This is a genomic window from Granulicella sp. S156, from assembly GCF_009766105.1.
Classification (GTDB): domain Bacteria; phylum Acidobacteriota; class Terriglobia; order Terriglobales; family Acidobacteriaceae; genus Granulicella.
Map to the genome: position 1 here is coordinate 169,994 of NZ_LMUH01000025.1, position 26,654 is coordinate 196,647.

The following is a 26,654-nucleotide window of genomic DNA, read 5'->3' on the forward strand; positions in this document are numbered from 1 at the left end:
ATGATCCCTTAAAAAGTTCTACGCGTCTTTCGTCCGAGGGAAAGCCAAGCCGCAAGCTCCTTCCAAGGCTACAGCAAAGTTCAAATCGCTCTATCATGGAAGAGGAACGAAGTATGTCACACAACAACACCATTGCCGTAGCTATGTCCGGCGGCGTCGACTCCTCGGCGGTCGCGGCGCTGCTGCATGCCGAAGGACGAAACCTCATCGGGCTTACGCTGCAGCTTTGGAACCAGCGGCGTCTAGCCGGACGCGAGGGCATGCCCGAAACCGTGCAGGGCCGCTGTTGCTCCATTGACGACGTCTACGACGCCCGGCGTGTCGCCGAGCAGATCGGTATTCCCTACTATCTCGTCAACGCGCAGGAGCGCTTTGAGAACGAGGTGGTCCGCCCCTTCGTTGACGAGTACCTGGCCGGCCGCACGCCCATCCCCTGCACACTCTGCAACAATCACTTGAAGTTCGATCAACTGTTGCTGACCGCACGCCAGATCGGTGCCGACCGCATCGCCACCGGCCACTACGCACGCAACCACTACGACGAGGCTCGCGGACGCTGGGTTCTCTCCCGGCCCGCCGACAAATCCAAAGACCAGACCTACTTCCTGTTTGGGCTGACCCAGGAACAGCTCTCGCGCACACTCTTTCCGCTCGGCGAGATGCAGAAGCCGGCCGTGCGTTCGATGGCTGCCGATCATGGCCTGGAGCTGGCCCAGAAGCCCGACTCCCAGGAGATCTGTTTCATCCCCGGCGGCAGCTACTCCCAGTTTCTGAAGGCCTATCTCGACGAGCAGGGCCGCGAACTTCCGGACAGCTCTGGCGAGTTGGTCTCCGCCAGCGGCGAGATTCTGGGACACCACGAGGGTATCCACGGCTTCACCGTCGGACAGCGCAAGGGCCTGGGGATAAGTTCACCGCAGCCGCTTTACGTACTGAGCATTCATCCCGACTCCCATGCGGTACAGGTCGGCCCGGATGACCAGTTGCTCTCGCAAACGCTCGTCGCTGACCGCCTGAACTGGGTTTCGATCCCCGAGCCGAACGAAGAGATTCGCGTCACGATCAAGATTCGCCATCGCCACGAGCCCGCCCCGGCAACCCTGCGTGTTACGGCCCCTGATCGCATTGAGGCGACCTTCGACGAGCCCCAGCGCGCCATCACTCCAGGACAGTCGGCAGTGTTCTATCAGGGCGATGAAGTAGCGGGCGGCGGCTGGATTATGTGACCTGCCGTACGGTCTCCTTCGAGCCTTTTCACTAATCGTAAAAAGGCTTAGAAAATAAAAGCAAAAAGCCTCTGCGGAGCAGAGGCTTTTTGCTTCACATGCATATCCTTTACTTACTGCTTCTCCCAAACGGAGAACGCTTCACAAACGTCTCCAATCCCACCTTGAGCCCGGCAATAATCCCTGCAATCTGTTTCACGGGAACGCGGATTCCCTCCTGCACAACATGCGAGACCTGTTCGGTCGTATGCAGCGCATCCGATACGATGCCATCCACGCGAGCCACCTGGGTGCGCGTCCTATTGTTGGCGTCCACCACCGTGCGATTGAGCTGGGTGAGCGTCTCGCCGACCTCATCGCACTTGGCGCGCACGGTATAGGACATCTGCTCGACGTTGTTGCTGATACTGCGGAGCTTCGGAGAAATATCTTCCAAAAGCTCGGTAGTCTTTGTCAGGAACGGGCCAGTCCGCTCTTCAGTGCGTTCCGCGATGCCTTCAAGCTTCAACAATAATTTCGACGCAAAAGTTGCCGCCATCGCAAAAAACAGAGCCTGCGCAACCAGAGCCCCCGCGATGATTCCAGCAAAGATCATCAACCAACGTAAGTCACGACCGCTCAATCCATTGGTCGATTGCCATAAAAACATCATCAAGCCGCGAGTAGCTGGCATAAAGCATCTCCTCTTGTCCGGCGCATATTGCCCGGCACATATCGTCCGGCACATAGCCGGGATCGTCCCCATTACGCATGGCCCACTGTATTGTCTCCCAGCCTAAGGCCGCAAGCCCTGCAAAGGAAACCAAAACTGCAAAGCAAAGGGGGCCGGCACTGCCGGCCCCGCTTGCAGCAGAAAACCTCGAACTAAGAGTTTTCCACCGGATCGCTGGAAGTCGCGGTCTTGATGTACGCGTCTTTGCCCGCCTCGACAGCCGCGGAAGCCGCATCGACATGGGTTTGCACCAGATCCTTGCCCTTATCTACGTACTGGCTCCACTGTGTGCGGCCCTTGTCGTAGTAATCCTTGCTTTTATCGACGTACTGGCCGGCAACCTGCTTACCCTGCCGCACGTACTCCCCGGCCTGTTCCAGGCCTTGGTTATAGAGCTCATTGGCGCGGTCACGCGCCTCGAGAGAACGGGCAACCAGCTCCTCACGCGTCTCCTTGCCTGCCTTCGGGGCGTAGAGTACGCCTACCAGCGCACCGAGTCCAAGCCCCGCGAGGAACCATCCAAACCCACCAATACTGCTTTCGTTGTCCGCCATTGCGATCTCCTTCGTCTAAAACTTGCTGCGATGCTGAACGGCTGCACGACCGATCGTATGGAAAGTGTCGCACCTATTCAAGGTGGATGCCTACCAAAGATGGCGGGTTGCGTCCAAGCAGGACGACTCATCCGGTGTATGGAACAGAATTTTCACAACTGTTTTGTTCACAACTGCTTCCGGGTGCATCTATATGAGGGTAATGTAATCAACAAAAGGGATTCAGCACCATCCACGGAGACCGCACAATGACGACCCGCACAACCGGCATCCTTCAAAACGCCGCCGCTTCAGCCACTCTTTTTTGCGCCTTTGTTCTGCTTCCGCTAAGCGGTTGCAAAAAACCGATCGATGACGCCACTCTGACCACAAACGTCCAAGCCGCTCTGGCGGCAGACGCAGCGATCAAGCAGCAACCCGTCCAGGTAGCCGTGCAGAACGGCATCGTCACACTCTCCGGCAACGTCAGCGACGATACCGCAAGCTCCGTCGCCGCCCAGGATGCCGCCAAAGTAGAGGGCGTCAAGGAAGTTGCGAACAACCTCGAAGTCGCCGGCGTTCAGGTAGCTCCCACCGTCGTGACTCCCGCCGCGCCGACAACGCCACGCCAGACCACACCCGCGGAACGCCAGGCAATCGCGACGAAACAGCCGCTGCCTCCTCCGGTCCCCAATACCCCTCCCCCGCCGGCTCCGACCTACCACGATGTCTCGGTGCCTGCTGGAACGGCCATTCCTATCCGCATCACTCAGACCCTGGACAGCGCGACCACGCAGACTGGAACGCCCTTCAATGGCGTTGTAACACGTGAGGTCGTCGTCGATGGCTTCGTCGTCATTCCCGCAGGCTCTGCCGTCAGCGGAAGCGTCGTAGAGGCCAAGGACGCCACTCACTTCAAGGGCAGCTCTCTGCTCTCCATCCAGCTCACCGCACTACGGCGCCACGGCAACCTGATTCCTATTTCGACAGACGCGTACACCGTCGCTGGCAAGGGCCGCGGTGGCAACACCGCTGCCAAAATCGGCGGCGGCGCAGCGATCGGCGCCGTACTCGGCGGTATCTTCGGCGGCGGAAAGGGCGCTGCCATCGGTGCTGCGGCCGGCGGAGGCGGGGGCGCAATCGTCCAGGGCGCCACGAAGGGCCAGCAGGTACAGATTCCATCCGAAAGCGTCATTCGCTTCCGTCTGGAGAACTCATTCACCGTGCATACCTCGGAGGCTCCCTCCAACTATGAGCCGACCACCGATCCAACGCTTCAGAGCCGTTAGATCATCTCATAGCGTTAAGACAGCCTTACCCGGAAGGGCGTGGATGCAACCCACGCCCTTCCGGCCTACTACCTCATCACCGAGTTCGTTCTTCGCATCTTAAAAGCAGCACTCCAGCCCTCATGTAAACTGGCGACAATGGAGTTCTGCAAGTCTCCCCACCGTAGCAGTGCGGAGTGTTCCGCCTAAGACCACCCGGAAGGGGTATACCTTTGAGCGTCTCAGAAACCAGACCATCGGGCTTTTTAACCTTCACGCTGCACGCCCATCTTCCCTATGTCGTAAATCATGGGACTTGGCCGCACGGCATGGAGTGGCTGCATGAAGCTGCTGCAGAAACCTACCTTCCACTGCTTCGTGTTCTCGGCAACCTCGAGCGTGATGGGATTGCGCTGAACTGCAATCTGAATCTCTCGCCCATTTTGCTCGAACAGCTGGCACACCCGGTATTCAAAGCCGAGTTCCCCAAGTATGTGGAACGCAAGATCATTGCCGCGCGCGAAGATGAGGCCTTCTTCACGACCTCCGGCGAGCATCACTACGCCGAAACAGCACGCTTCTGGCACAAGTTCTTCACCGACGCGCTGGACGACTTCAACGCTCTCGACGGGGACATCATCAAGGGCTTCCGTTACTTCAACGACAAGGGCCTGATCGAGATCATCACCTGCGGCGCAACGCATGGCTACATGCCGCTGCTGGGTACCGACGAAAGCGTTCGTGCGCAGATCCGCACGGCGGTCAACGCGCACATCCGCCACATCGGCAAGCATCCCAAGGGCATTTGGGCGCCGGAATGCGGTTACCGTCCCGCTGGCTTCTGGAACTATCCCGTCGGAAACGCCGATGGCTCCCCCACGCAGCCTGGTTTCGATCGCATCGGCGTAGAGCAGGCTCTCTCGGAAAGCGACATCGAGTTCTTCTTCGTCGATACCCACCTGGTCGAGGAGTCGGCACGCATTCCTTCGCCCTACGAGCTTCTTCGCGGCACTGTAGCCACCCGTGCCGAAGAGCCGATGACGTTCAACGATAACCGGCGGCTCTACCAGCCGTATTTCGTCGACGGCCCTTACGACAAGCGCTATGCCACGACCATCTTCCCGCGCGACCCGCGCACCGGCGTTCAGGTCTGGTCGGGCGACTCGGGCTATCCGGGCGATGGCAACTATCTCGACTTCCACAAGAAGCGCTGGCCCGGAGGGCATCGCTACTGGCGCGTGACCGGACCTCGTGTGGACATGGGTGATAAGGAGCCTTATTACCCGCAGCGAGCAGCCGAACAGGTCAAGGGCCACGCCTCGCACTTTGTGCATCTGGTGTGGCAGGCGCTGCAGGGCGGCTTCAACGACTCCATTCCACCGGTGCTCTGCTCTCCGTTTGACGCCGAGCTCTTCGGTCACTGGTGGTTCGAGGGGCCGTTGTGGCTTGAAGCCGTCGCACGTGTGCTGCACGAGCATGAGATGGGTCTCGCACTCGCCTCCTGCACACAATATCTCGAGCAGTATCCGCGAGCCGGCTTTATCGCCATGCACGAAGGCTCCTGGGGTGCCGAAGGCACCAATCACGTCTGGATGAACCCGGACACCTCATGGACCTACACCCACATCTACCCCGCCGAGATCTACACTCGCGATGTCTGCACCAGCGGCAAGTGGAAAGACGGCGGTCTCGGTGAGCGGATTGTGAAGCAGCTCTGCCGTGAATTGTTGCTGTTGGAGTCCTCCGACTGGCAGTTCCTCATCACCACCGGAGCGGCACGCGACTATGCCGAGCTTCGCTTTGAAACCCACAACAACCAGTTCAACGAGGTGAAGGCCATCTGGCAGCACTTCGAGTCTAACGGTTCGATCACCCCCGAACAGGAAGAGCGGCTCGCGGCCATTGAGCTGCGCGACAGCATCTTCGTGGACATCGATCCGAGCTTCTGGATCGCTGGCGCTCGACAGGTACGCGAAGGTGGCCGCAACCCCGAGGACGACGTTCCCCAAATTGTCGCAGCATCCGGAGAGACCAATGGGGTCGTAAAAAGCGATCTAGGGAAACATCCGCCAGTGCATGATGTCTCCGCGACTAAGACCCTTAAATTCCGCGCCAACGCTTGAGTACGTCGTCTCCAACACGTAGAAACAACCACGAAAGGGCATCGCACCGCGCGATGCCCTTTTCTGCGCCCGCACACGGGCTCACCCTGCTTGCTCCACAACCTCACCAGACACCCCGGCGCACACCACTCGCCCTATGGCACCTGCTGTCGCTCGACGCGCCAACAGTAGCCGCGCTATGGACCTGGTTTATTGCCCGCTGCAGCGGCCTGCATCTGCCCTGGACACCCGTTGCCGCGATGTTCGTCGCGGTATGGATGCTCTATGCCGCCGACCGCCTGCTCGACGCCAGAGCGGAAGCCTCCGCTGCCGAACTCGAAGAGCGGCATCGCTTCCATCACCGGCACAAACGGGCCTTCCTCTCCGGCATCGTCATCGCCTCGATCGTTCTCGCCGCGTTGCTGCATCGCCTGGACGGCGCCGCGCTGCACCTCCAGGCCTTGCTGGCTTCCCTGCTCTTCGCCTATTTTTTCCTCATCCACATCTTCCCAGCGACGCCTCTTGCAGCCGAAACAGGAGCGCATCGCCTGCCTAAAGAGCTGGCCGTCGGCATCTTCTTTCCCGCAGCCGTCTTCGTCCCTACGGTGGCGCGCCAGCCACATCTGCGCGCCCTTCTCGCTCCGGACGCTCTGCTCTTCGCCGCGGTCTGCACGCTGAACTGCCTCTTCCTCTACGCCTGGGAGCATCCCGGCGAGCGCTCCTCTGCCCATTGGACGACGCGCTTCGCCACACGCCATCTCGCCAGCCTGAGCTGTATCACAGCGATCCTGAGCTTTACGTTGGCTCTTCTCGAACACCGTCATTCGTCTGCGCCAACCTGGCTGCTGGCTCTCGCCTGCGGTTGCAGTGCGTCCCTGCTTCTACTGCTTCACACGCAGCGACGGCATCTGGCCGCGATCCATCTGCGCGCCGCCGCCGATCTTGCCTTGCTGACGCCCGCACTCCTCGTCCCATTGGCGCGAGTCTTTGCACGATGAAGCCGCAGCTCCCTCTCAACCGAAGCGAGCCAAACTTCGATTCTGTTGCGCACCTCTACCGCTGGGCTGAGTATCTTTCCCTGGGACCGCTGCTCCAACACACTCGCGTCCACTTTCTGCCGCAACTCTCAGCATGCCGCAGCGCCTTCGTGCTCGGCGACGGCGACGGCCGCTTCCTCGCGCGCCTGCTGGCACAGAATCCCTCACTGCACGCTCTCGCCATAGACACCAGCGCGACGATGCTGGAGCTCCTCCAGAAACGCTGTGCCCCTGCCAGCAGCCGCCTGCGCCTGCAACAGACGTCAGCCCTTACAGCAGCCCCTCCTGACGATGTCGACCTCATCGTCACCCATTTCTTCCTCGACTGCCTCACGCAAATCGAGGTCGATGAACTGGCCAAGCGTATCGCCACGCAGTCACAGCCCGAGACCCTCTGGCTGCTCTCCGACTTTCAGGTTCCACCATCAGGAGCCGCTCGCCCTCTGGCGCGGCTCTATATTCGCGCCCTCTACTTTGCCTTTCGCCTTCTTACCGGCCTGCGCGTGCAGAGTCTACCTAATCCACAGGCAGCACTGGCTCACGCAGGTTTCAAACGCATCGCCCATCATGAACAGCTCTTCGGAGTGATCTACACAGAGCTATGGCAAAGGGCAAAGACCAGCGATAATCCGGGCGCCCCATCTTCGCGACAGCTTTATCGTCGCTAAGGTGGGCATTGACGCAGAGCCCGATTCAAATGTTTGTGGCTCGCTTTGCGTCATGGGCATCGCGCGCCAGCGCGACCGCCCCTGCCCATGTCAGCCTCACCTAAGACTTACGCGGAGCTGTGCACCCGGATTGCCACTACTCCCCAGTTCCGATTCTCTACAATAGAGAACAACAAACGACGCAACCTGTTCGCGCCGCCGATCATCCATTTATATAGGTGTGGCAACGACAAACCAGCACACATCAGAGAAACGTAAGACCGCATGAACTTATATATTCTTCGCCACGCCAGCGCCGGAACGCGACGCATCAATCCATTACTCGACCTCAAGCGTCCCCTCGACAAGGACGGCAAGAGCCATTGCCTGCAGCTCGCTCACGTACTCGTGGCAATGAAGATCAACTTCGACCTCATCGTTTCCAGCCCGCTGAAGCGCAGCCTGCAGACCGCGCAGCTGGTCGGCACGGAGACCGGCTACGAGTCGCGCATCCTGATATCCAACGCCCTCGCACCAACCGCTACCTTCGAGCAGTTTCAGCGCCTGCTGCGCGAGTGCGCGGCCCACGAGAACCTCCTCGTCGTCGGCCACAACCCCAACATCACGGCGTTCCTTAGCCAGATCATCGACCCTTCGATCTCGTCCCTGGAAGACCGCACAGCCGACCGCACGTCCCCGCGCGTGCGGCTCCGCAAGGGCTCACTGGCCCGCCTGAGCATGATGCGCGGCCCCGCCACGCTGCAGTGGCTGCTCGACCCCCGCCTCGTCCGCTCGCTCTATGCCACTTCGACGAAGAGCTCGCGCCGGAAGACCTCGCGGAAGTAAGCCGCTTCCTTCTTCAGCGCCCACACTTCGAGCTCCGCTCCGCCCCGCGCAGGCACCAGGTCCAGTACCACACGCTTCGGATAAACATGGGTCCGCAGACGCACCGCCGCCGTAGCGCGGTCCTGGTTGAGCGCCTGCGCCAGCCGCAGCAACACCACGGCCCGCGCCACATGCGCATGCTCCTCTACCGGAACCTGACGCATCGTGCGGTCCATCGGCTCCGGCCGTGTCTTTCCGAGATAGCGTGCAATCGCCGCCACAATCGCCCGCTGTTGCGGCGAAAACCCAAAGATCTCCGAGTTCGCAATGATGTACTGCGAGTGCCTGTGATGTCCCTGGTGGTTCATAAACTTGCCCACCTCCTGCATCATCGCGGCGGCCTCCAGCCAGAGCCTGTACTCCGACGGCAGTTCATGCACGTGTTGTAACTGGTCAAAGAGCTGTGCGGAGTGCAAACGCTCCGGCTCGGCCTTGCGGGGGTCGATTCCGTAGCGGCGGCATACCTCGATCACGCCCTCCCAGCGCTCGGCCTCCATCGTGCGATGCGCGCTGGCATGCGAATCTGTATCGCCCAGCATCTGCGCCAGCATACCGTCGCGCAGCCCCAGCGGCGAGTAGCGGAAGCCCTTTAGCCCCAGCCGCTCCAGCAGCGACGCATAGACCTGCGCGCCGCCGTTAATAATCTCCGAGCGCCGTGGGCCGATACCCGCCACCGCCGCGCGTTGCGCATTGTCCATCTTCAGCAGGCGATCCGCCATCTTGCGTACCGACTTCGTATCGGTCTCCAGCATCTTCACGCGCTGCACCGCACCAGGCTTTTTGCTGCGCGAAGGTTTCGCAGCCTTCTTCTTCTCCAGCCCCAGAGCCAGCGAGTTGCTGGCCTCGGCCAACGCCGCCGCCGTGCCGGAGGTCGCAATCACCAGCGCCACCTTCGGCAAGCCAAACTTGCGGTCCGCTTTGCGGAGTTCACGGTCGATAAACTGCCGCAGCCTCGCGACATCTTCCTTCGTTGGCGGATCGTTGCGCAGAAACTCCTGCTGCAGCCTGACCGCGCCCAGCGGCAGGCTGACCATCTCCTTGATGCGCCCACCCTCCGACAGCGTAACCTCGCAGCTTCCTCCACCCAGGTCGATCAGCATACATCTGCCGCGCGCACCGGGCTCGAGCGTAACCGCGCCGAAATGGATCAGCCGGCCCTCTTCAAGCCCCGAGATAACCTCGACGCTCCACCCCGTAGTCGACTTCACCCAGGCGCGAAAAGCCTCCGAATTGCGCGCATCGCGCATCGCGCTGGTCGCCACCACCCGCACCTTGTCCACGACATGACTCTGCACAGCCTTGTGGAAGCGTTTGAGCGCCTTGATCGTGCTGGCCATCGCCTCCGGCGAGATCACCCCGGTCTCGAAGACGCTCTCGCCCAGCCGCGTGACCTCACGATCTTCATGCAGCGTCTTCAGGCGGTGCTGCTGCACAGACGCAATCGCGAGCCTGCACGAGTTCGATCCTATGTCGATGGCCGCAAACGTGGGCATAAGTTGTTGAATCCTTTCACGCTAATAAATCGTCCGACACTATGGAAGATTACATGCCTTGGCAATCATGTGGGCTGGACACGCATCTCACACAAGATGAATTGACGAAAGCACAACAAAATCTGCTGTCCGGGTTTAGCACCAAAGATGCAGCCTTCATGCGACGACCCCGTGGGACAGCATACTTTACTGACTCTTTATCAGGAGTGTGAGATGCTCACAGACACGCTCGAAGAACCGCAACAGATACCCGAAGCAACACTACTGGTGAGCGCCCCCCAAACTGACCGCACGTTTGTGGTAATCCCACAAGCCGCGCCTCGCCGCTCGCCACTCTCACACATCTGTCTGCTGCTCGGCCTCTGGCTCGCCATCTTTGCCGCATCGCTCTGGACGCCTCCCCTCCTCGACGATGCCGACGCTACCCACGCCCAGGCCGCGCAGGCCATGGCCCGCACCGGCGACTGGGTCACACTGCACGTCGACGGTATACGTTATCTTGAAAAGCCCCCCTTGCCCTACTGGCTCGCAGCCATAAGCCTCAAACTGTTCGGCCCCGGAACCTTCGCTATTCATCTGCCCATTGCTCTGGCAGTACTGGGACTCGCTCTGCTGGGCTATGGCTGGTCACGGCGCATCTTCGACGACCAGACGGCGCTGTACACAGGAATCTTCACCCTCACGTCAGCAGGAGTCTTCCTCTTCACCCGCGTCTTTATTCCGGAAGTCCTTCTATCGCTTTTCCTCTGCCTCGGGCTGTTCTCACTGCTGCGCGCGCTCGATACAGGCTCACGCAGGCATGCATATACGCTTTGGATCGCTCTTGCGCTCGCCGTGCTCACCAAAGGCCTCATCGCCATCGTCTTCCTCAGCGGTGTTGCGGCACTCTATCTCACACTCACCGGCCAGTGGAAGATGTGGAAGCGTCTCTGTCCCTTCAGCGGCCTGCTGTTGTTTCTCCTGATCGCCGCCCCCTGGCACATCCTCGCGGGCCTGCGCAACACAGGCGGAGCCGACGGTCACGGCTTCTTCTGGTTCTATTTCATCAACGAACACTTCCTGCGCTTTCTAGGCCGCCGCATTCCGCGCGACTACAACAAGCTCCCCGGCTACCTCTACTGGTCGCTGCATATCGTCTGGCTGTTCCCCTGGAGTCTCTTCGCCCCCGTAGCCTTGATCGAGGCCTGGAGGCGCAGACGAAGCCTCTTTGCAGCCACCAGCGAAACCCAGCGCACGGTCCTGCTGCTCACCCTCTATTCAGGACTCATCCTTCTCTTCTTCTCACTCTCCACCAATCAGGAGTACTACACCTTCCCCGTCTATCTGCCGCTGCTGATGCTGCTGGCCGCAGCACTCGTCCAGGCCGAAAAGAAATCCGACCGCGCTCTGACACGCGCCGTTACCTCGGCGCACGCTGCATTTGCCGTGATCGGTCTCGCCATCGCCATCGCACTTGGCTTCGGCCTCTGGACGTCACGCCATCTGGCCTTCGTTCCCGACATCGGCGATCTGCTCGCGCATCGCGGCGTCGGAGACTACACCCTCTCGATGTCGCACTTCTTCGACCTCACCGGACCCTCGTTCGCCGCCCTGCGCCTTCCTGCTTCGCTGGCGGCCATCGCCTTTGCCGTAGGCCCGGTAAGTGCATGGCTCCTGCGGATTCGCCGCAAACACCTTGCATCCACACTCACCGTCGCGCTCACGGCTGCCACCTTCCTGGTCGCCGCCCACATCGCGCTGGTTCGGTTCTCCCCCATGCTCTCCTCGCATGACTTCGCTGAACGCATCCAGGACCTGGAGCACGATGGCAACATCTCGCCGTCCAACCAGGTCCTCCTTTATGGCGATCAGGCCTATGGCTCGTCGATCCCCTTCTATCTCGGCCGCCAAGTCTCTCTCGTCGACGGTCGCAGCACCTCCATGCTCTTCGGCAGCACCTTTGCCGACGCGCCATCCATCTTCGTCACGCACGAGCAGCTCCTCGCGCAATGGGGCAGCGGCCCGCGCAAACTTCTCTTCGTTCCGGCGGAAAGACGCGATGAAGTCGACCATCTCCTCGGCAAACGGCAGATTGTGCTGGACGAGACCTCCGGCAAGGCACTCGTGACCGACCGGCCACTCGATCACCCGCAGGCTGTGGATTCGCGAGCTATAGACTTACATTGATGTCGTACGTAAAAGATACGACCCTGAAAGCCGCAACCTCCATCAGATTGTGAACACACTTGTAGCTAAATACGCACCGTCCAGCACGCTAGCGCCCGCCCCACGCAAACGCTGGAGCCTGCGCTCGATCCTGCTGCTGCTTCTTGCATGGTCTGCTCTACAGATCGGCGGCCTCTTCACCCCAGGCCTGCTCGATGATGTCGACTCCGTCTACATCCAGATCGCCCGCGAGATGTTGCAGCGTCACGACTTCATCACGCCAACCATCGACGGCATTCGCTTCTTCGACAAGCCTCCACTCATGTATTGGATGGCTGCTGGCTCCATGCGCCTATTCGGCATCCACGACTGGGCCGCGCGATTGCCGCTGGCGCTCGGTGTGCTTGCCCTGCTGCTTGCGGTCTACGCACTGGGCATTCGCCTCTTCAACACCGTCTCCCCGCTCGACAACCCCGACCGTGGCGGCCTCTACGCTGCGCTGGCGATGGCTACCTCCATCGGCCCTTACCTGTACACACGCTTCTACATTCCCGACATCCTGATCGCCCTCTGGATGACACTGTCGGTTCATCTATTTCTTGTGGCGCTCGACCGCCTGCGCGAAGGCCGCTCTCCACTCCTTCCCAGTCTCGGCTTCGCCGTGGTCATGGCGCTCGACGTCCTGACCAAAGGCCTCATCGGCATCGTCTTCCCCCTCGGCTTCGTCTTGCTGTATCTCCTCTTCACAAGACGCCTGAAGCTCCTGCTGAAGCTGCAAATTCCAGCAGCCACTGGCCTATTTCTGTTGCTCGCCGCGCCTTGGCATATCCTCGCTGCGCTGCGCAATCCAGCCATCTCCATGCCTGCCGGCCTTGGCCTCCCTGCCCGCGCTGGATGGGCCTGGTTCTATCTCTACAACGAACACATCGCCCGCTTTCTTGGCCGCCGCATCCCCCACGACTACGGCCAGGTGCCCATTCCCCTCTTCTGGCTGCTGCTCGTGCTGTGGCTCGTCCCCTGGTCGGCCTTTCTGCCGGCTGCACTCGTGGATGCCCTTCGCGATCTGAGGCAGCGCAGCGAAGCCCCCCTGCGCTTCGACTCCGATATTGCCGCCGGCTATGACACCGCAACCGCGCTCCAGGCATCGGCTCAGAGCCATGAGGCCGCGCTTTCGCTTCTGCTGTGGGCAGGCATCATTCTTGGCTTCTTCACCCTCTCCTCACGCCAGGAGTACTACCACCTGCCCGCGCTGCCGGCCCTCGCGCTGCTGGTCGGAGGCATGCTCGCCGCCGCCGACCCCAAAGCCCGCCGCCATACCAGCATCCATGCCGCCGCGGCCTTTGGCACAAAGAGCCAGCCCCAAATCCAGGCCCTTAATGCATCGCTGTACTTCCTCGTCCCGCTCGGTTCGCTCCTCTTCCTCGTCTGCAGCTATCTCGCGATCACCGCACATACGCCTCCCACAGGAGTCGACCTGAACGCGCTGCTGAGCTCTAACCCAGCGCTCTACAACCTCTCACTGGGACACGTCTTCGATCTCACCGGCAACGCCATGGGCTTCTTCCGGGGGCCACTCTGGACCGTCGCGCTCTGCATGCTCGCGCTTGGCCCAGGCTCGCATCTGTTGCGACGCAGAGGACGCACCCTCGCAGCCAATCTGGTCATAGCCGCGAGCATGGCCGGAGTTCTCCTCGCCGCACACGAAGGTCTCGTACGCTTCTACCCCATCCTCGGATCCAAGGGCCTCGCGCAGGCGATCGATACTGCCCGCCGCCCCGGCGACATCGTCGTCATCGACGGCGAACTTACCTCCGGCTCCACGCTGCTGTTCTACACAGGCCAGCCAACACTGCTGGTCAACGGCCGCATCAACGGTCCATGGTTCGGCGGCTTCTGGCCGGACGCACCCCACATCTTCGAAGACGAAGCCGGCCTGCACCACCTCTGGAGCGGCCCCCAACGCGTCTTCCTATTGACCTACAACCGCAGGCAGCGCCAACACGACCTCAGCACCTACGGCAACGTCATCGACTTCGCCGACTCCGGCGGCAAAACCATCCTCACCAACCGCTGAAAAGCAGAGAGACGAGTAAAAAGAGAGATCAGAGATGAGTAAAAGCTTGTCACTGATCTCTCTTCTCTGATCTCTCTTTACTCTTACCTAGTCCGGCGACTCCACCCGTCCACCGTCTTTCAGCTTATAAATCTTGCCGCGATAATAGAAGTTATCGCCGCCATAGCTGCCCATCCACAACATCCATCCCAAAAAATCACGCAGCGGATAGATCGCAGCCCCACGCATCCACTCCGGGTCGCCCATCACGCGAAGGATCGCGCCTGCCTGCAGCCAGCGATTGACCACCGCTGTAACCAGCCAGAGCAAACCCACCACGACATGCCCACTAGCAACGCCCCACAGCAGGCCCACCAGACCGAACGGCATCGCAAAGGTCAGTCCACTCCCCAGATGTCCCCACGGGCGCGAGCGCCGCGTGCTCTGCATCCATCGGAGCTGATTGCGAAAGCTGAGCCAGAACGGAGAATCCTGTACCATCAGCCGGATCACATGCGTTGCCAGCAGAACGCCTGCACCTTGTGCCGCCAGGCGATTGCCCAGCACAAAGTCATCGGCATAAAACTGCCCGAGCTCATCGAATCCCCCGACATCCTGAAAGCTCTTGCGCCGCACCGCCATCGTCGCGCCCAGCGCGAACTTCGTGCCCTCAATCATGTCGGCAACAAGCACCCCGGAGGTCATCTCTACACTCTTGCCGACAGCGTCCAGTCGCGACGCAAAGCCTGCATGCTCATGGGCCGTTCCGAGATACACGCACGAAGCCAACCCTACATGCGGGTCTTTCAGCGTCTGCACCATGCGCTGAAGATAATTCGGCACCACACGCACATCCGCATCGCTCGTGATGTAGTTGTCGTTCCGGGCCACAGAGTCCAGCTTGGCCAGCGAGAAGACCTTGGCATTATGAAACTTCGGCATAGGCTCGCCGCAGGTTACATACTTTGCGTCCACATGGGGATAACGCTTTCCAACCTCACGCGCCAGCTGCAGCCCGGCATCGCTCTCCTGGCGAGCACAAAATAACAGTTCAAAGTCCGGGTAATCCTGCTCAAAGAACGTCTCAAGATTACGCTCCATCCCCGGCTCGGTCCCATGCAGCGGCTTCAGGACGCTCAGGGGAGGCAGAAAGTCCGCCGGTGCGCTCTGCTCACGGCGGCGTCTCAGCCCAAAGCGCACAGCCGCCACCAGCACCATGGCACAGTAGATCGACGAGGTGACCGAACCCACAGCGGCCAGCCAGAACAGAATGTGAAGCAAAACCTTCATCGCACCAAGCCAGAAGAATATTTCGGGACTAAGATCCCGACCGGACAAAGGTATAGACGGAACTTTCGGTTGCCAGTTCTCAGTGTTTCAATTGAAATCTGAGACCTGACAACTCATTCCACCGAATCATCCGGGTGCAGCCCTAGAGTAGCCCTATCCCTCTAAGTCTACGCGACCCTGGCCCGCCTACTCCTTCGTGACGATCTTCCTGCGCAGAGGAACCAGCCCGGCCTGCGGCGCCTGCTGTTGCTGCACGCGCGTCAGCATCTCCGTGCGGACGAAGTCGACAAACCCCTGCATCTGCCGGTTCATCTCCTCCATGCGCTCGCGCATCTGCAAAACGATGGCGATTCCCGCAATATTGACCCCCAGGTCGCGCGCCAGGTTCAGAATGAACTCCAGCCGTTCGAGGTCCTCGTCGGTATAGAGCCGGGTATTGCCGTCCGAGCGCGACGGCCGCAACAGCCCTTCACGCTCATATAAGCGGAGTGTCTGCGGATGAATCGCATACATCTCGGCCACAGCCGAGATCATGTATGCCCCTTTCGATTTGCGCTTGGTTGCCATCGTCCTCAGCATACCGCCTCGGAATACCGTATTGCATGTTTCCGCCGCATCCCCCTGTTCGGCAGTACCTACGGATGTTCCTTTGAATCGTCGGAGGTTGCCTTTACCGGCCTCTCGCCGAGTCTCGACTTCGCAGTCTCCAACCGGCCTACGGCTGGAACCATCTCGCCGGCCTTGGCGAGTCCAAAACGAGGCATATTGGCATAAACGCACTCGTATCCCCCAGCCGGGACCAGATAGCTCTCATGGAAGATGCCCAGAGCTCCATTCCCGCCGATCCTCCGATTGAACTCAGCCCACGCGGGTAGATGTTCCTTGTCCCGAGCGTGCGCGTACGCATGAAGATGTTCGAACGAGCGCCAATACTGCACGACCATCAGAGTCCGTCCGCTCACAAAGGTTCGAGCGTCCAGCATGCCCAACTCAGGATGCTGAAATAGCTCCTTCAACATCCGCGGCATGGCCAGCACAACCGGAAGCCATTTGTGAATCAGAAAAATTCGATTGAAACGCATCCCAATCATAAAGACGACGAAGTCGCCTTCTATCTGCGCCGCGTATCGACCCTTATGAACTGAAACCATAACGCCACCCCTTAAACCCGGCTAGCAATCACCGCACCTGCAAAGGTCATTGCCTTTGCAGGTGCCGTTGCTTGTTTTTCGCCGTCATCCTGAAGCGTAGCTGAAGGACCCCCGAATTTGTGGTGGCACGAACGAAATGGAGCGGAATCGCTCTATCACTACAGTTGCACTTACAAAGCTGCCCCCAATATCTGTCATGCGGAGAAACCCCTTGATGCAGAGCGTGATGCAAATGTTTGTGGCGCGCTTTGCGTCTAGAAACCCCTGTATTTTCTGGATGCTTGTACTACTGGAGAAGCTAAAAGGGGACGCTGTATTACCTTGCGCCCCACAAATATTTGCATCACAGGCTTAAGAGAAAGATCCGGTTCCAGGCACTAGACAGGTCCTTGCCTTGAAGGGGAGGGGCTTCAGAGGGTGCTGAAAAAGTCTAGCTTTGTGAGCAGTTAGAAATTGCTTCGAAATAACGACTCTCCAGAAGGCCCTACAAACGACGTTTGCGAAATCTTTGAGGGTTTTACATACGCAAAGTACACAGCAAAAATCGTCTTCAGTGAAGTCATCGACTTTTTCAGCAACCTCTTCAGCCCCGCCGTCAGGGTATCGCCATAAAAGCGGCTTCAGCCGCGGAGGGAACGATGCTACAGCTACAGCAGGCCAATGCTGCGTGTGATCACACCTCCGCCAGCATCGCTTCCCGCGGATCCTCCGGGTTCAACTTCTGCAACTCCCTCAAAATCTCCTTCGAGCGCTCATCCTGCACCTTCGGCACAACGATCTTCACCTCGACGATCTGATCGCCACGCTGGCCTTCACGTGTCGCACTGGCAACACCCTTCTCACGCATCCGCAGCTTCTGCCCGGTCTGCGTTCCCGGCGGAATCTTCAACTGCGCACGCCCCGCCTGGGTACCCACGCCATCGATCGTCGGAACATCGATCTTCGCGCCCAGCGCAGCCTCCATCACCGTCACCGGTACGCTGACGTGAATGTCATCCCCCGAGCGATGAAACAGCTTATGTCCACCCACCTTGATGATGAGGTAGAGATCCCCTGCAGCCGCACCCTCCGTCCCCGCATTGCCCTTGCCCGCCAGCCGAATCCGCTGGCCATCGCGCGTACCCGGCTTGATACGAAACTCCAGCGGCTCACGCTTCGTGACAACCCCAGCCCCATCGCAAGTACGGCAAGCGTTCTGCACCTTGCCCGAGCCTCCGCAGCGTGGGCACTGGATGTTGAACTTCATCCGCCCGCCCATCTGCGTTACCTGGCCTGAACCGTGGCACTCGGGGCACTCCATGCTCCCGCCTACGACGGCCCGTCCCTTACACGTCGGGCACTGCTCCTGGCGCTGAATCTCCAGCCGGGTCACACCGCCGCGAATCGCCGTCCAAAAGTCGATCTCCACCTGGTATTCGAGGTCGGTCCCCGGCTGCGGTCCCCGTGGCTGGCGGCCTCCGTTGAACATGCCGCTGAACACATCCCGAAAGCTCCCGCCGAAGCCCTCACTCTCCGCACGCGACGCGCGACTGCCGCCCTGAAAGCCGGAAAAGTCGAAGCCGCCGAAATCAATCGGAACATCCTGCCCTCCGCCAGCCTGTGCTCTACCACCGCCTCCACCCCGCGCATAAGCCTCAGCCGTCGCCGGGTCGATGTTGTCCGAATAGAAGCCGACCTGGTCATAGATCTTGCGCTTCTTGTCCTCGCTCAATACATCGTTAGCTTCGGAGATCTCTTTGAACTTCTCCTCAGCCTTCTTGTCACCGGGATTTACGTCCGGATGATACTTGCGCGCGAGTTTGCGAAACGCCTTGCGGATATCATCCGAGGTTGCTGTCTTCTTCACGCCTAGCGTGCCGTAATAGTCTTTTGTCTGTGTCGCCATCTGCAAACCTCTTTAAGCCGTCCGTGCAAGCAAAACGCCCTGAGCATCTACGGGGGCCGGCTCAATTTTCATCATCCCTGCAGCGTCGCGTGCATCCCGCGCAAGTTCCAATTCAAATCGCCCCTGCAGGTTGATCCAGAACTCAGGACCGGTTCGAAAATACTCTCCGAGCCTGATTGCCGTATCCCCCGAGATTCCCCGTCGCTCGTTCACAATCTCGCCGATGCGCGTTGCCGGAACGCCCAGCGCAAGCGCGAGTGCGTTCGCGCTTAACCCCAGAGGGACGAGAAATTCCTCGCGCAACATCTCCCCCGGATGGACAGGAGGCATTCGCTTCGACGCTTTCTTTGAAGGAGAACTCTTAGTGATAATCCGTGACTTCGACATCATAGGGACGCCCCTCTTTCCATGTGAAACAGATTCGAAACTGATCGTTCACGCGAATGCCGTGCTGTCCTGCACGATCCCCACGCAATAATTCCAGCCGATTCCCCGGTGGGGACCGCAGCTTGTCGACGGAAATCGCCGCATCGATTTCCAGAAGCTTCCGAAGAATGATCCGTGCAAGCGGGCCGAAGCGTCGGCTCGGTTCGCGTTCAAAGATGCGTCTTGTCTCGTCGTCCTTGAAGCTGCCGATCACACGGTCAGCATATCACGTTATGCGTTATACGCTGACCGTTGCATCAGCCTGGCACACCGGGCACCAATACAACGTCCGCCCCGCCACATCCTTGCGCAGAATCTTCGTCCCACACACAAAGCACGGCTTGCCATGCCGCCGGTAGACATAATGTGCCTCTTCCTTCAGCGGCTTCCCCGTCTTGTGTGGGCGATCCTTCGGCTTCGTCGTCACAATCCGGCGATCGACCATGCCTGCACGTAGCAACGGAATCGAATCTTTCCATATCGCCTGCAGACTCTTCAGCGCCACCGTTCGGCCCTCGACAAACGGACTCAACCGCGCCCGAAACAACAACTCTGCGCGATAGATGTTCCCAATGCCCGAGATCACATCCTGCTGCATCAGCAGCACCCCGATCGGCGTCTTCGCCTTTGCGATGTGCTCGAATGCCGGCTTAGGATCGTCGCCATCGAGCGGGTCTGGCCCAAGCCTCGCGAGCAACGCTTCCCACTGGGCATCGGTCCATAAGCTGCAGTCCGAAGCCCCACGCAACTCCAGCCAGTCAATCTCCTCCGGAGGGGTCGGGTTCGACCCATCATCACTGGAGTACCACCCATGCCGCTTGCTCGACTCCGCTGCCTCCTTGCGAGCCTTCGCCCCCACAGGCCACATACGCACCCGTAGCGCTCCGCGCTCCTCCGGCAGCGGCATCTGCCCCTCGGTCCAGTCGCCGTAACGCCCCAGATGCACATGCAGAATACGGTCCTTGCCGAAGACATAGCCAAGATGCTTGCCCTTCGCCATCACCCGCTCCAGCTTGCGGCCATCGAGCGCGTCGGCATCACGAAAGCGTCCATTCGGAGCCTCCACATGCATCTTCTTCCCAACAAATGCGGTAGTATGCCGCTCAGCCCAGCGATGAATCTCATTGCCTTCAGGCATCGACTCTCCTTGAATCCACTAGGAGCAGCAAGGGCCGCGTCTCGCGTCAGAAACCCGCAGAGCCGCGGCCCACAGTGCTGCAACTTCTAACTTAGTTCCACACCTGGTTGGCCCTGATCGACTCCACGTTGAACACCTGGTCCGGCTCGACTTCGCGCATATGAGACGCGAAGTGCTCCGCCTCTTCCCGTGTGCCGAACATGCTGCGGTTATAGAGCTTGCCCGCACGCAGCGCATCGCAGCGCCACAGGATAGGGCTCACGTGATTCCCACCCAGACCGAGATCCCAGTTCACCATCCCCGGCCATACTTCATCGCGTCTGTTGTCGTTCGCTCCCTGATTTGTCATCGCAGCACCCCTTTCTACGTCGTGATACGTTCAGGCCTACCTTATAAGACACCAAATCTGCAATTTTGATTCGTCTATTCCAAAAGTGTGCAGAAGCAGATTCCTCCCACCCGGCCCTCGAAAATAAAAAAAGCAAAAAACAGCGAGGAGGAGACTCCAGCTTCGAAGCTCCTCCTCTTATTACGCGTAACACCCACAATTAGTTCGATGCGTTATTTGCGATCTGTGTCCACATACTCCGCGTCGATCACACCTTCGTCCTTTTTCGGCTCTTCTGCCGCAGCTGCGCCAGCTTCACCTTCAGCAGGAGGTGCACCCGCCGCCGCATTCGCCTTGTAGAGCGCCTCGGCCAGCTTGTGGCTTGCCGTGGTCAGGCGCTCGCGAGCAGCGTTCAGCTCGGTCGCACCAGGATCGCCCGTGAGGGTCGTCTTGGCGTCGGCCAGGGCAGATTCCACTTCACCCTTGTCGGAGGCGTCAACCTTCTCGCCACCATCCTTCAGCATCTTCTCGACGTTGTAGACCATCGAGTCGAGCTGATTGCGAGCCTCGATCTTCTCCTTGGCTTCCTTGTCCTCGGCAGCATGTGCCTCGGCTTCCTTAGCCATGCGCTCGACCTCTTCCTTGCTCAGACCCGAAGAGCTGGTGATCGTGATCTTCTGGTCCTTGCCGGTCGCATTGTCCTTGGCCGTCACATTCAGGATGCCGTTCGCATCGATGTCGAAGGTGACCTCGATCTGCGGCACGCCACGCGGAGCCGGAGGAATTCCGCTCAGCTTGAACTTGCCCAGCGTACGGTTCTGGTTCGCCATCGGACGCTCGCCCTGCAGCACGTGAACCTCAACCTCGGTCTGCGAATCCGCAGCCGTCGAGAAGGTCTCCGTCTTCTTGGTCGGGATGGTCGTGTTGCGCGGAATCATTCCCGTCGCCACACCGCCCATCGTCTCGATGCTGAGAGTCAGCGGAGTCACATCGAGCAGCAGCAGGTCCTTCACATCGCCCGCCAGCACGCCCGCCTGCACCGCCGCGCCAATGGCCACGACTTCATCAGGATTGACGCCCTTGTGCGGCTCTTTGCCGAACAGCTCTTTGACCAACTGCTGAATCTTCGGCATGCGCGTCTGGCCACCGACGAGAACCACCTCGTCGATCTTGGAAGCGTCAATGCCCGCATCCTTCAACGCCTGCTTGCAAGGTCCAATCGACTTCTGCAACAGATCGTCGACCAGGCTCTCGAGCTTCGCACGGCTCAGCGTACGAACCAGATGCTTCGGTCCGCTCGCATCGGCCGTAATGAACGGCAGGTTGATCTCGGTCTCCTGTGCCGTCGAGAGCTCGATCTTGGCGCGTTCAGCAGCATCCTTCAAGCGCTGCAGTGCCATCTCGTTGCCCTTCGAGGTCAGGTCCAGACCGCTTTCGTTCTTGAACTCGCTGATGAGCCAATCCACGATGCGCTGGTCGAGATTGTCGCCACCCAGATGGGTATCGCCATTGGTCGACTTCACTTCAATGACGCCATCACCCACCTCAAGAATCGACACGTCGAACGTACCGCCGCCAAAGTCATACACGGCAATCGTCTCGTCCTTCTTCTTGTCGAGGCCGTAGGCCAACGCCGCCGCTGTCGGCTCGTTGACGATACGCTTGACGTCGAGACCGGCAATCTTGCCGGCATCCTTGGTCGCCTGCCGCTGTGCATCGTTGAAGTACGCCGGAACGGTGATGACAGCCTCGGTCACCGAGGTACCCAGGTAGTCTTCCGCTGCCTTCTTCAGCTTCTGCAGGATCATCGCCGAAACCTCAGGCGCGGTGTACTCCTTGCCCTGCGCCAGCACGGCCAGGTGGTCACCCTGCGGCACCACTTTATAGGGCACCATCTTCATCTCGTCGTTCACTTCATTGACGCGACGGCCCATAAAACGCTTGATGGAGTAAACCGTATTCTCCGGATTGGTGATCGCCTGGCGCTTCGCAACCTGACCCACCAACCGCTCGCCACTCTTGGTAAACGCCACGATGGATGGCGTCGTGCGCCCACCCTCTTCATTGGCAATGACCTTCGGCTCGCCGCCTTCCATCACGGCAACGCAACTATTTGTCGTTCCCAGATCGATACCGATAATCTTTCCCATAATCCTGTTCCCCTATGTGGGCCGTAGCCCGAACATCCCTTTATCCTCTCCATGCTCGCATGTGAGTGACTTACTGTCAACTTATATGATGCGGATTTTGCTTACAGGTTGCAGAAACGGCAGTTCGACTTTCAAATTTCCTTAACCACGACCGATTTATGTCGTTTGCACCCGATCCCCGGGGTTCTTCCGGGTCAGGAAGTACGCCAGAAGGACCGTCGCCCCCACCACCCCTGCAACCCCCTCGGTCCCCGACAACCCCCGTGCTCCCCATCGGTTACCGCCCCAACCATCCAGGGCCAGCATATAGACGACCGGCACATTGCCCATCGAGTTGATGATCGAGTACCTTCCGCTGCCACTCTTCCCCGAGTTCCCCAAAAACTCCAGGACGACCGCCGTAAACATCGCATAACAGGTGCCCACAGTAAACAGATACAGCATGACCCCCACATAGTAGGTAGAGGGTCTTAGCGGCCCCAGCCACAGCACCCCCAGGGTCGCTGCATTGATCAGCGCTACGGTCAGATACGCCACCGATGCCCGAATCCGCGCCGGGATCAGCGTCGCCGCAAGCGATCCGAGAGCCATGAGCATCGCGCCGGCAATCCCGTTCATCCATGCGGTCTGCTGTCCGCCAACGCCATAGAACCGGGATACCCCGGGCAGGAGTCCCATCGCCGCCCCACTGCCGAGGGGAAACAGCAGCGTCAGCGTATAAGGAACAGCCTTCCAACGTAGAAAGGTCGATTTGAACTCCTCCCAGACCCTCAGCATGGTCTTGCCGAAGCTATTCTCGACGATCACCTCCTGCTTCGGCGCCGCCAGCGCCAGGAGTGCGGGCACCGCGATCAAAGCGCCGGTCACCCAGGCAAAAGCACCCGTCTTCAGCCTTCCACTCAGCATGATCAACACAAAGACAGACGTAGCCCCAAAAGCCAGCGATCCGCCCTGATAGAAGCTACCCGCCATACGCCGCGACCGTTCTGCCTGCAGAGCGCCCATAATGCCGCCGCAACTCGAAACCACCAACTGCGCAAAACACGCGCCAACAAACATAAGCGCAATCGCCAGCGGCGAGGAGAGACTCTTCTGCGTAAAAGCAGCCGCCATCAACACTCCCGAGACACCTGCCCCCACCAGCAGCCACGTCCTGCGGCGCATCAGGAAATCCGTGATCGGACTCCACAGGCAATAGATGATGGTCGGCAGTGTCAGCAGCGAGATGATCTGAGAACTCCGCAGGCCGGAGATTCCACGCGCACTCATCAGGTACGCGAGGACGCCTCCCTGAATGATTCCTGTCGCAACCACGGCATTCGGCGCGATCAGCAAGCCAAAGATCCAGGGCCGTTCTCTGGCCACGACTGCCCTGTCTTCGCTGTCGTCTAAAGCCACCATAACCTCTGCATCCGCCACCTCGATCTCGTTCATCCCTCCGAACCTACCATGCCGTGCAGACCTCAGTCATGGCTCCTGGTTTGACTCTCCGTGTCTCACTCTCTACGCTTGCCAAGAATGACTCTCCACCAACCATCCAGCCAAACAGCGCACCGCGATCCCGCGCTCGACGGCTTGCGCGGCATCGCCGTCTTGATGGTGTTCCTCTTCCACTATGGAGGAGGGCTGAAATCGCCTCATCTTGCCGTGCGTCTGCTCGGCTATCTCACGGCTGCAGGCTGGACCGGCGTCGTGCTGTTCTTCACCCTGTCAGGCTTTCTCATCACCGGCAGCCTGTGGGACTCGCGGGGCAACCAGCACTGGTTCCGCAACTTCTATGCGCGCCGCTTTCTCAGAATCCTTCCGCTGTACTACACGGCTCTCGCCCTGAGCGCGATCGGGCTATTCGAAGCCTGGCACAACCTTCATCTGCTCCAGAAGCTTTTTACCTACGTGCTGTTCCTGCAAAACATGCCCTGGCTTGAACCGACGGCCCTGGCAATCCCCACGCCATTGCCGCTCTACCACCTCTGGAGCATGGCCGTAGAAGAGCAGTTCTACCTCCTCTGGCCCTGCGTTCTTCTGATGGTCCGCAACCGGCGCAGCGCCTTCCGGCTTTGTGTCTGGGTATTCGTGGCCTCAGCAGCGTTCCGCGTCGTCATCTTCGGCCTGCCACAGATCTCCCTACAACACTCCTCCCCCTACCGAGACTTTCTGCTGACTCACGCCGGGGAGTTCGCCCTTGGGGCGTGCCTGGCATTCGCCTGGCGAGACCCAGAGGACAAGTCCATAGCCCGCTTCGCCCTTCCGGCCCTTCTGATCGGACTGGCGGTCTACGTCCTCTCCAGCCTCATCTGTCACGGCTTCTCCTGGGACCTCAACCTGCAGTATGTTCTGGGCCTGACAGGGGCCAGCCTCGCGGCGGTAGCGCTGCTCGCACTCGCACTCCGCGACGGAGTCTGGCGCCACCTCTGCTCGATGTCCGCACTCCGATTTCTGGGCCGCATCAGCTATGGCTTCTACATCTTTCACATCCTGCTGCAGGGATTCTTCGACGCCATCAGCCGCCACATCGTGCATACCAACTCAGGATCGTCGTACCAGATCGCCCGGCTCCTCGTTGCGTTTCCCCTCTCGATATTGGTTTCGTGGATCTCCTTCCACCTGCTCGAGACTCCGTTCCTGCGGCTCAAACGCCACTTCCCAATGAAACCTCCTCTTACGGTAGAGTAGGGCCATTCGACAGGTCGTTCAGCAGCTTCGTTGCACGATCATCGCCCGGCCCCAGCAACACGCTTTGCTATATTGCATCCAACGGTAAAAGCCGCGACGTTTGCGGCCTGTTCGATTCCTTCCTACCGAGAGCGATCAACAGCATGGCAACCGCCGCCGCAACAGCCGACCAGTCGCTTGCGTCACCGGACACCCAGGATCTTACAGGGGGCGTCAACCCGTGGCTGATCGCCGCCGCGGTCATGCTCGCCACCTTCATGGAGGTGCTTGACACCGCGATCGCCTCCGTCGCGCTGCCCTACATCGCCGGCTCGCTCTCCGCCTCCAACGACGAAGCGACCTGGGTGCTCACCAGCTACCTCGTAGCGAACGCCATCATTCTTCCCGCCTCCAACTGGTTTTCGCTGCGCTTTGGCCGCAAGCGTTTCTTGATGAGTTGTGTGAGCATCTTCACCGTCGCCAGCTTTGCCTGTGGAGCCGCCCCAACGCTGGGATTCATGCTGCTGGCCCGCGTAGTCCAGGGAGCCGGCGGCGGCGCTTTACAGCCGCTCTCGCAGGCCATCCTTCTCGAGAGTTTTCCTCCCCGCAAACGTGGAGTCGCCATGGCCGTCTTTGCCTTCGGAGTGGTCGTAGCACCCGTTCTTGGCCCGACTCTCGGCGGCTACCTCACCGACACCTACTCCTGGCGCTACGCCTTTTACATCAATATTCCAGTAGGTGCCCTGGCGCTCTTCATGATCAATCGCTACATCAAAGATCCGGCCTACATCAAGGATGCGAAGGTGCCTGCGTTCGATAACATCGGATTCGGCACACTCATCGTCTGGACCGGCTGCCTCCAGGTCATCCTCGACAAAGGGCAGGAGGTCGACTGGTTTGGCGCACTCTGGCTGCGCTGGGCGTTCGTCGCGATGATCGTCGCGTTTGTCTGGTTCGTCTACCGATCGTGGGTTTGTAAGTATGCTCTGGTCAATCTACGCGTGTTCAAGGACCGGAATTTTCTGATTGGCTCCATCCTCATCTTCATGTTCGGCGTCGGCATTTATTCCACGGTCACCGTACTGCCGCTGTTCTATCAGGAGCTTCTCGGATACACGGCCTTCACCGCGGGGCTGGTCGTCGCGCCACGCGGCCTGGGAGCCATCTGCGGCATGCCCGTAATCGGCTACCTGTCCAACAAGGTCGACCCGCGCTACCTGCTCACGTTCGGCTTCCTGACCTTCGGCCTGACGACTCTATACTTCGGCTCCATTACGCTCGATGTATCGCCCACGACGCTCTTCCTTCCAATCCTGATCACCGGTTTTGGGCTAAGCTTCGTTTTCGTTCCCATCAGCACAGCGGCTTACGGCACGCTAAAGAACGAGCAAATCGGAAATGCCAGCGGCATCTTCAACCTGATGCGTAACGTAGGCGGTTCGATCGGAATCTCCATCGCGACCACCCTGCTGACGCGCCGCGCGGCAGTTCACCAGAACGAGATCATCAACTCCGTGCCACGGACCGGTCAGC

Annotated in this window: 23 protein-coding genes; 10 read left to right on the forward strand and 13 right to left on the reverse strand. The window is 59.8% G+C overall.

The annotated features are described in order from the left end of the window. Positions 1–113: 113 nt before the first annotated feature. Positions 114–1,226: a tRNA 2-thiouridine(34) synthase MnmA gene (mnmA, locus tag GSQ91_RS19515; RefSeq protein ID WP_158823434.1), complete on the forward strand. Its 1,113-nt coding sequence runs from the start codon at positions 114–116 to the stop codon at positions 1,224–1,226. A gap of 109 nt (positions 1,227–1,335) precedes the next feature. Here mnmA and GSQ91_RS19520 read toward each other — a convergent pair whose 3' ends face one another. Together GSQ91_RS19520 and GSQ91_RS19525 are read right to left on the reverse strand one after the other, a co-directional pair. Further along, positions 1,336–1,899 carry a hypothetical protein gene (locus GSQ91_RS19520; protein ID WP_158823435.1) on the reverse strand — a complete coding sequence of 188 codons (564 nt, stop codon included), beginning with the start codon at positions 1,897–1,899 and terminating at the stop codon, positions 1,336–1,338. A 191-nt stretch (positions 1,900–2,090) separates the two neighbouring features. Further along, a complete protein-coding gene (locus GSQ91_RS19525) occupies positions 2,091–2,492 on the reverse strand; it encodes a YtxH domain-containing protein (protein WP_158823436.1) in 402 nt (133 codons plus the stop codon). A 248-nt stretch (positions 2,493–2,740) separates the two neighbouring features. On the opposite strand from GSQ91_RS19525, the gene GSQ91_RS19530 reads away from it, so the two are divergent. The 5 genes from GSQ91_RS19530 (at position 2,741) to GSQ91_RS19550 (ending at position 8,371) form a co-directional block, all read left to right on the forward strand. After that, positions 2,741–3,760 (forward strand): BON domain-containing protein, encoded by a 1,020-nt coding sequence (locus GSQ91_RS19530; RefSeq protein ID WP_158823437.1) that lies wholly within the window; start codon positions 2,741–2,743, stop codon positions 3,758–3,760. A gap of 212 nt (positions 3,761–3,972) precedes the next feature. Beyond that, a complete protein-coding gene (locus tag GSQ91_RS19535) occupies positions 3,973–5,862 on the forward strand; it encodes a 1,4-alpha-glucan branching protein domain-containing protein (RefSeq protein ID WP_158823438.1) in 1,890 nt (629 codons plus the stop codon). 53 nt (positions 5,863–5,915) lie between these two features. Beyond that, the gene (locus tag GSQ91_RS19540; protein ID WP_254064728.1) at positions 5,916–6,839 is read left to right on the forward strand and encodes a hypothetical protein; all 924 of its coding nucleotides are present in this window, start codon (positions 5,916–5,918) and stop codon (positions 6,837–6,839) included. Further along, on the forward strand, positions 6,836–7,546 hold the full coding sequence (locus tag GSQ91_RS19545) for a class I SAM-dependent methyltransferase (protein WP_158823439.1): 711 nt from the start codon (positions 6,836–6,838) through the stop codon (positions 7,544–7,546). Before GSQ91_RS19540 ends, GSQ91_RS19545 begins: the two co-directional genes overlap by 4 nt. 264 nt (positions 7,547–7,810) lie before the next feature. Then, a complete protein-coding gene (locus GSQ91_RS19550) occupies positions 7,811–8,371 on the forward strand; it encodes a histidine phosphatase family protein (protein WP_158823440.1) in 561 nt (186 codons plus the stop codon). On the opposite strand, the gene GSQ91_RS19555 is transcribed toward GSQ91_RS19550, so the two are convergent. Beyond that, complete coding sequence (locus GSQ91_RS19555) at positions 8,323–9,903, reverse strand: Ppx/GppA phosphatase family protein (RefSeq protein ID WP_158823441.1); 1,581 nt, start codon at positions 9,901–9,903, stop codon at positions 8,323–8,325. The two genes, GSQ91_RS19550 and GSQ91_RS19555, sit on opposite strands and share 49 nt — an antisense overlap. 213 nt (positions 9,904–10,116) lie before the next feature. On the opposite strand from GSQ91_RS19555, the gene GSQ91_RS19560 reads away from it, so the two are divergent. Both GSQ91_RS19560 and GSQ91_RS19565 read left to right on the forward strand, forming a co-directional pair. Further along, on the forward strand, positions 10,117–12,069 hold the full coding sequence (locus GSQ91_RS19560; protein ID WP_158823442.1) for a glycosyltransferase family 39 protein: 1,953 nt from the start codon (positions 10,117–10,119) through the stop codon (positions 12,067–12,069). Positions 12,070–12,118: 49 nt separating this feature from the next. After that, a complete protein-coding gene (locus tag GSQ91_RS19565) occupies positions 12,119–14,122 on the forward strand; it encodes a glycosyltransferase family 39 protein (RefSeq protein ID WP_254064729.1) in 2,004 nt (667 codons plus the stop codon). Between the two features lie 87 nt (positions 14,123–14,209). Here the strand turns inward: GSQ91_RS19565 and GSQ91_RS19570 are convergent, their stop codons facing one another. From GSQ91_RS19570 to GSQ91_RS19615, 10 genes are all read right to left on the reverse strand, one after another. Further along, positions 14,210–15,391 (reverse strand): glycosyltransferase, encoded by a 1,182-nt coding sequence (locus GSQ91_RS19570; RefSeq protein WP_158823443.1) that lies wholly within the window; start codon positions 15,389–15,391, stop codon positions 14,210–14,212. 186 nt (positions 15,392–15,577) lie between these two features. Beyond that, positions 15,578–15,958, reverse strand: coding sequence for a helix-turn-helix transcriptional regulator (locus tag GSQ91_RS19575; RefSeq protein WP_158823444.1), 381 nt, complete (start codon positions 15,956–15,958; stop codon positions 15,578–15,580). A 68-nt stretch (positions 15,959–16,026) separates the two neighbouring features. Next, complete coding sequence (locus GSQ91_RS19580; protein ID WP_158823445.1) at positions 16,027–16,542, reverse strand: DUF4188 domain-containing protein; 516 nt, start codon at positions 16,540–16,542, stop codon at positions 16,027–16,029. Between the two features lie 673 nt (positions 16,543–17,215). Beyond that, the gene (locus GSQ91_RS19585; protein ID WP_158823446.1) at positions 17,216–18,427 is read right to left on the reverse strand and encodes a DnaJ C-terminal domain-containing protein; all 1,212 of its coding nucleotides are present in this window, start codon (positions 18,425–18,427) and stop codon (positions 17,216–17,218) included. A gap of 12 nt (positions 18,428–18,439) precedes the next feature. After that, a complete protein-coding gene (locus tag GSQ91_RS19590) occupies positions 18,440–18,757 on the reverse strand; it encodes a HigA family addiction module antitoxin (RefSeq protein WP_254064731.1) in 318 nt (105 codons plus the stop codon). A 31-nt stretch (positions 18,758–18,788) separates the two neighbouring features. After that, positions 18,789–19,067 carry a type II toxin-antitoxin system RelE/ParE family toxin gene (locus tag GSQ91_RS19595; RefSeq protein WP_158823447.1) on the reverse strand — a complete coding sequence of 93 codons (279 nt, stop codon included), beginning with the start codon at positions 19,065–19,067 and terminating at the stop codon, positions 18,789–18,791. A 24-nt stretch (positions 19,068–19,091) separates the two neighbouring features. Next, positions 19,092–19,991 (reverse strand): Fpg/Nei family DNA glycosylase, encoded by a 900-nt coding sequence (locus GSQ91_RS19600; protein ID WP_158823448.1) that lies wholly within the window; start codon positions 19,989–19,991, stop codon positions 19,092–19,094. Between the two features lie 91 nt (positions 19,992–20,082). After that, entirely contained in the window at positions 20,083–20,340 is a 258-nt protein-coding gene (locus tag GSQ91_RS19605) for a hypothetical protein (RefSeq protein WP_254064733.1), read from the reverse strand. A gap of 212 nt (positions 20,341–20,552) precedes the next feature. Continuing rightward, entirely contained in the window at positions 20,553–22,469 is a 1,917-nt protein-coding gene (dnaK, locus tag GSQ91_RS19610) for a molecular chaperone DnaK (RefSeq protein WP_158823449.1), read from the reverse strand. A 156-nt stretch (positions 22,470–22,625) separates the two neighbouring features. Then, a complete protein-coding gene (locus GSQ91_RS19615) occupies positions 22,626–23,903 on the reverse strand; it encodes a hypothetical protein (protein WP_254064735.1) in 1,278 nt (425 codons plus the stop codon). A gap of 84 nt (positions 23,904–23,987) precedes the next feature. On the opposite strand from GSQ91_RS19615, the gene GSQ91_RS19620 reads away from it, so the two are divergent. After that, on the forward strand, positions 23,988–25,142 hold the full coding sequence (locus tag GSQ91_RS19620; RefSeq protein ID WP_158823450.1) for an acyltransferase: 1,155 nt from the start codon (positions 23,988–23,990) through the stop codon (positions 25,140–25,142). A 143-nt stretch (positions 25,143–25,285) separates the two neighbouring features. Next, on the forward strand, positions 25,286–26,654 hold a 1,369-nt coding region (locus GSQ91_RS19625), incomplete at its 3' end, for a DHA2 family efflux MFS transporter permease subunit (protein ID WP_254064737.1).

Excerpts from the sequence above, each read along its gene's own strand:
- mnmA (WP_158823434.1), top strand. The coding sequence starts at position 114 with ATGTCACACAACAACACCATTGCCGTAGCTATGTCCGGCGGCGTCGAC.
- GSQ91_RS19520 (WP_158823435.1), bottom strand. The coding sequence starts at position 1,899 with ATGCCAGCTACTCGCGGCTTGATGATGTTTTTATGGCAATCGACCAAT.
- GSQ91_RS19525 (WP_158823436.1), bottom strand. The coding sequence starts at position 2,492 with ATGGCGGACAACGAAAGCAGTATTGGTGGGTTTGGATGGTTCCTCGCG.
- GSQ91_RS19530 (WP_158823437.1), top strand. The coding sequence starts at position 2,741 with ATGACGACCCGCACAACCGGCATCCTTCAAAACGCCGCCGCTTCAGCC.
- GSQ91_RS19540 (WP_254064728.1), top strand. The coding sequence starts at position 5,916 with ATGCCCTTTTCTGCGCCCGCACACGGGCTCACCCTGCTTGCTCCACAA.
- GSQ91_RS19545 (WP_158823439.1), top strand. The coding sequence starts at position 6,836 with ATGAAGCCGCAGCTCCCTCTCAACCGAAGCGAGCCAAACTTCGATTCT.
- GSQ91_RS19550 (WP_158823440.1), top strand. The coding sequence starts at position 7,811 with ATGAACTTATATATTCTTCGCCACGCCAGCGCCGGAACGCGACGCATC.
- GSQ91_RS19555 (WP_158823441.1), bottom strand. The coding sequence starts at position 9,903 with ATGCCCACGTTTGCGGCCATCGACATAGGATCGAACTCGTGCAGGCTC.
- GSQ91_RS19560 (WP_158823442.1), top strand. The coding sequence starts at position 10,117 with ATGCTCACAGACACGCTCGAAGAACCGCAACAGATACCCGAAGCAACA.
- GSQ91_RS19570 (WP_158823443.1), bottom strand. The coding sequence starts at position 15,391 with ATGAAGGTTTTGCTTCACATTCTGTTCTGGCTGGCCGCTGTGGGTTCG.
- GSQ91_RS19575 (WP_158823444.1), bottom strand. The coding sequence starts at position 15,958 with ATGGCAACCAAGCGCAAATCGAAAGGGGCATACATGATCTCGGCTGTG.
- GSQ91_RS19580 (WP_158823445.1), bottom strand. The coding sequence starts at position 16,542 with ATGGTTTCAGTTCATAAGGGTCGATACGCGGCGCAGATAGAAGGCGAC.
- GSQ91_RS19585 (WP_158823446.1), bottom strand. The coding sequence starts at position 18,427 with ATGGCGACACAGACAAAAGACTATTACGGCACGCTAGGCGTGAAGAAG.
- GSQ91_RS19590 (WP_254064731.1), bottom strand. The coding sequence starts at position 18,757 with ATGCCTCCTGTCCATCCGGGGGAGATGTTGCGCGAGGAATTTCTCGTC.
- GSQ91_RS19600 (WP_158823448.1), bottom strand. The coding sequence starts at position 19,991 with ATGCCTGAAGGCAATGAGATTCATCGCTGGGCTGAGCGGCATACTACC.
- GSQ91_RS19605 (WP_254064733.1), bottom strand. The coding sequence starts at position 20,340 with ATGACAAATCAGGGAGCGAACGACAACAGACGCGATGAAGTATGGCCG.
- dnaK (WP_158823449.1), bottom strand. The coding sequence starts at position 22,469 with ATGGGAAAGATTATCGGTATCGATCTGGGAACGACAAATAGTTGCGTT.
- GSQ91_RS19615 (WP_254064735.1), bottom strand. The coding sequence starts at position 23,903 with ATGAACGAGATCGAGGTGGCGGATGCAGAGGTTATGGTGGCTTTAGAC.
- GSQ91_RS19620 (WP_158823450.1), top strand. The coding sequence starts at position 23,988 with ATGACTCTCCACCAACCATCCAGCCAAACAGCGCACCGCGATCCCGCG.